The organism is Candidatus Streptomyces philanthi, assembly GCF_059553635.1.
Window position 1 is genome coordinate 1 of the sequence record NZ_JCANQV010000446.1, and the last position, 3430, is coordinate 3430.

The 3430-nt window shown below is 69.4% G+C and carries 3 protein-coding genes; 2 read left to right on the top strand and 1 reads right to left on the bottom strand.

The genetic code is table 11. The annotated features are described in order from the left end of the window. Nucleotides 1-1747, bottom strand: a 1747-nt coding sequence (gene leuA / locus AC51EU_RS28725; RefSeq protein WP_496270013.1) for a 2-isopropylmalate synthase, incomplete at its 3' end; no start/stop codon positions are given. 286 nt (nucleotides 1748-2033) lie between these two features. Here leuA and AC51EU_RS28730 point away from each other — a divergent pair. Then, on the top strand, nucleotides 2034-3113 hold the full coding sequence (locus AC51EU_RS28730; protein WP_496270014.1) for a M4 family metallopeptidase: 1080 nt from the start codon (nucleotides 2034-2036) through the stop codon (nucleotides 3111-3113). 47 nt (nucleotides 3114-3160) lie between these two features. Beyond that, nucleotides 3161-3427 carry a protealysin inhibitor emfourin gene (locus tag AC51EU_RS28735; RefSeq protein ID WP_496270015.1) on the top strand — a complete coding sequence of 89 codons (267 nt, stop codon included), beginning with the start codon at nucleotides 3161-3163 and terminating at the stop codon, nucleotides 3425-3427. The last annotated feature ends 3 nt before the right edge of the window (nucleotides 3428-3430 follow it).

Sequence of the window (3430 nt, forward strand, 5' to 3'; positions counted from 1 at the left end):
CGGAGACCACGGCCTTCAGCGAGGCACGGGTGGTGTTGGCGTCGATGCCGATGCCCCACAGCACCTTGCCGTCGATCGCGCACTCGATGTACGAGGCGGCCTGCGCGGAGGCGCCCTCGCTCATCGTGTGCTCCTGGTAGTCCAGCAGGCGTACGTCGATGCCCAGACCCTGGAGGGCGTCGAAGAAGGCCGAGATGGGGCCGTTGCCGGAGCCGGTCAGCACGGTGTCGCGGCCGTCGACGGTCGCCTCGACGGTCAGCGCGTCCACGCCGTCGCCGCCCGTGGTGGTCTGGCCGTCGCGCACCTGGATGCGGCCCCAGGGGTTACCGGGGTTGGGCAGGTACTCGTCCTGGAAGACGGACCAGATCTCGGTGGGCGTGACCTCGCCGCCCTCGGCGTCGGTCTTCTCCTGGATGATCCGGGAGAACTCGATCTGCATCCGGCGCGGCAGGTCCAGCTTGTGGTCGTTCTTGAGGACGTAGGCGATGCCGCCCTTGCCGGACTGCGAGTTGACGCGGATGACGGCCTCGTAGGAGCGGCCGACGTCCTTGGGGTCGATCGGCAGGTACGGGACGGCCCATTCGATGTCGTCGACGGTCTTCCCGGCGGCGGCCGCGTCGGCCTCCATCGCCTCGAAGCCCTTCTTGATGGCGTCCTGGTGGGAGCCGGAGAAGGCGGTGTAGACCAGGTCGCCCGCGTAGGGGTGGCGCGGGTGGACCTCCATCTGGTTGCAGTACTCGGCGGTCCTGCGGACCTCGTCGATCTGCGAGAAGTCGATCTGCGGGTCGACGCCCTGGGAGAACAGGTTCATGCCCAGGGTCACCAGGTCGACGTTGCCGGTGCGCTCGCCCTGCCCGAACAGGCAGCCCTCGATCCGGTCCGCGCCCGCCATGATCGCCAGTTCGGCGGCGGCGACGGCGGTACCGCGGTCGTTGTGCGGGTGGACGGACAGGCAGATGTGCTCGCGGCGCGAGAGGTGGCGCGACATCCACTCGAAGCGGTCGGCGTGGGTGGAGGGGGTGGAGCGCTCGACGGTGGCGGGCAGGTTCAGGATGATCTCCCGGCCGTCCTCGGGCTGCCAGACGTCCATGACGCCCTCGCAGACCTCCAGCGCGAAGTCCAGCTCGGTGTCGGTGAAGATCTCCGGGCTGTACTGGTAGCCGAACACCGTCTCGTCGCCCAGCAGCTTCTCCGCGTACCGGGTCACCAGCCGGGTGCCGTCCACCGCGATCTGCTTGACCTGCTCACGACTGCCGCGGAAGACGACCCGGCGGAAGACCGGCGCGGTGGCGTTGTAGAGGTGGACGGTCGCGCGGGGGGCGCCGACCAGGGACTCGACGGTCCGCTCGATCAGCTCCTCGCGGGCCTGCGTCAGCACGGAGATCGTCACGTCCTCCGGGATCGCGCCCTCCTCGATGATCGAGCGGACGAACGCGAAGTCGGTCTCGCCGGAGGAGGGGAAGCCGACCTCGATCTCCTTGTAGCCCATCGACACCAGCAGGTCGAACATCTCCCGCTTGCGGGCCGGGGACATCGGGTCGATCAGGGCCTGGTTGCCGTCGCGCAGGTCGGTGGAGAGCCAGCGGGGGGCCGTGGTGATGCGCTGGTCGGGCCAGGTGCGGTCGGGGATGTCCACCGCCTCGTAGCGGCCGTACTTGTGGACCGGCATCCCGGAGGGGCGCTGGAAGTGGGTCGCGTTGGTGATCGGGGTGGGGCGTCCGACGGCGGGGTTCGACGGCTGCGTCATGATGCGTAGGGCTCCTCGTGTGTCCGCTGGGACGGCCGACGGGGCGATTCCTCGCACCACCGAACTCCGCGGGGAGGGGGTCGGCCTACGACTTACAGGCCCTCGCCGCGGCAGCTAAGGAGAAGCAGCCCGTAACGCATGGTGTGAAGCACGATAGCGGAGCATCCGGAAGACGGCCCTCCCGTATCAGCATGCGGGATCGGCCCGTCGTGCGGTACACCACTCGTTCTCGGGAATCTCGACGGCGAGCGGTGACATCCTCCTCACGCGGTGCCACATTTTTTCCATGGACGACACCACGACGCCGGAGACCCCGGCCACACCGGTTTTCTGCTCCATCGTCCCGCCGCACCTGCTCGACAAACTGGCACAGTCCGACGATCCGGCGCACCACGAGCCCGCCCGCCGCACCCTCGAACACGACACGCTGCACCGCACCCGCCGCCACGACACCGTGCGGCTCGCCACGGCCCCCGCGTCCTCGGACACCCCGTCCGACAAGCCGAACCGCACCATCTACGACGCGCAGCACGGCCAGGACCTGCCCGGCACCAAGGTCCACTCCGAGTCCGACGCCACCTCGAAGGACGCCTCCGTCAACCGCGCGCACGCCGGACTCGGCGCGACGTTCGAGATGTACCTCAAGGTCTACGGGCGGCGCTCCATCGACGGCGCCGGCCTGCCGCTGAACGCCTCCGTCCACTACGGGCAGAAGTACGACAACGCCTTCTGGGACGGCGAGCGGATGGTCTTCGGCGACGGCGACGGCACCCTGTTCAAGGACTTCACCATCCCGGTGGACGTCATCGGTCACGAGCTGACCCACGGCGTCACCCAGTACACCGCCAACCTCGACTACACCGGCCAGTCCGGCGCCCTCAACGAGTCGGTCTCCGACGTCTTCGGCTCGCTGATCAAGCAGTACGCGCTCGGCCAGACCGCCGCCGACGCCGACTGGCTGATCGGCGCGGACCTCCTCGCCCCGCACGTCAACGGCAAGGCCCTGCGCTCGATGAAGGCGCCCGGCACCGCGTACGACGACCCGGCCCTGGGCAAGGACCCGCAGCCCGCCAGCATGGCCGGCTATGTCCGCACGGCGGAGGACAACGGCGGGGTGCACATCAACTCCGGCATCCCCAACCGCGCCTTCTACCTGGTCGCCACCGCGCTGGGCGGGCACGCCTGGGAGAAGGCGGGCCAGATCTGGTACGACGTGCTCACCGGCGGCAAGCTCACCAAGAACGCCCAGTTCGCCGACTTCGCCCGGCTCACCCTGGAGGCCGCCAAGGCCCGCTACGGCGACGGCGCCGAGCACGAGGCCGTCACCAAGGCGTGGTCCCAGGTGGGCGTGACCGGCACCGAATAGCGCAGTAACAGGAGACCACCGGCGCGTCACGGGGTAGAAATCCCCCCATGCGCATCCACATCCGACGTACCGGTGGCTTCGCGGGCATCGAACGCCGCGCCGAGGTGGACACCTCGGCGCGGTCCGACGCCGCCGACTGGCACACCCTCGCCGAAGAAGCCCTCACCCACACCCACGACGAGCCCCCCGTCGGCGTCCCCGACGGCTTCGTCTACCAGATCACCGTCGACGACCGGACGGCGTACTGCGCGGACCCCCGGTTGACCGAGGCGCAGTCGAAGCTGATCACGCGGGTGCTGAAGGAGGGGGCTTAGGGG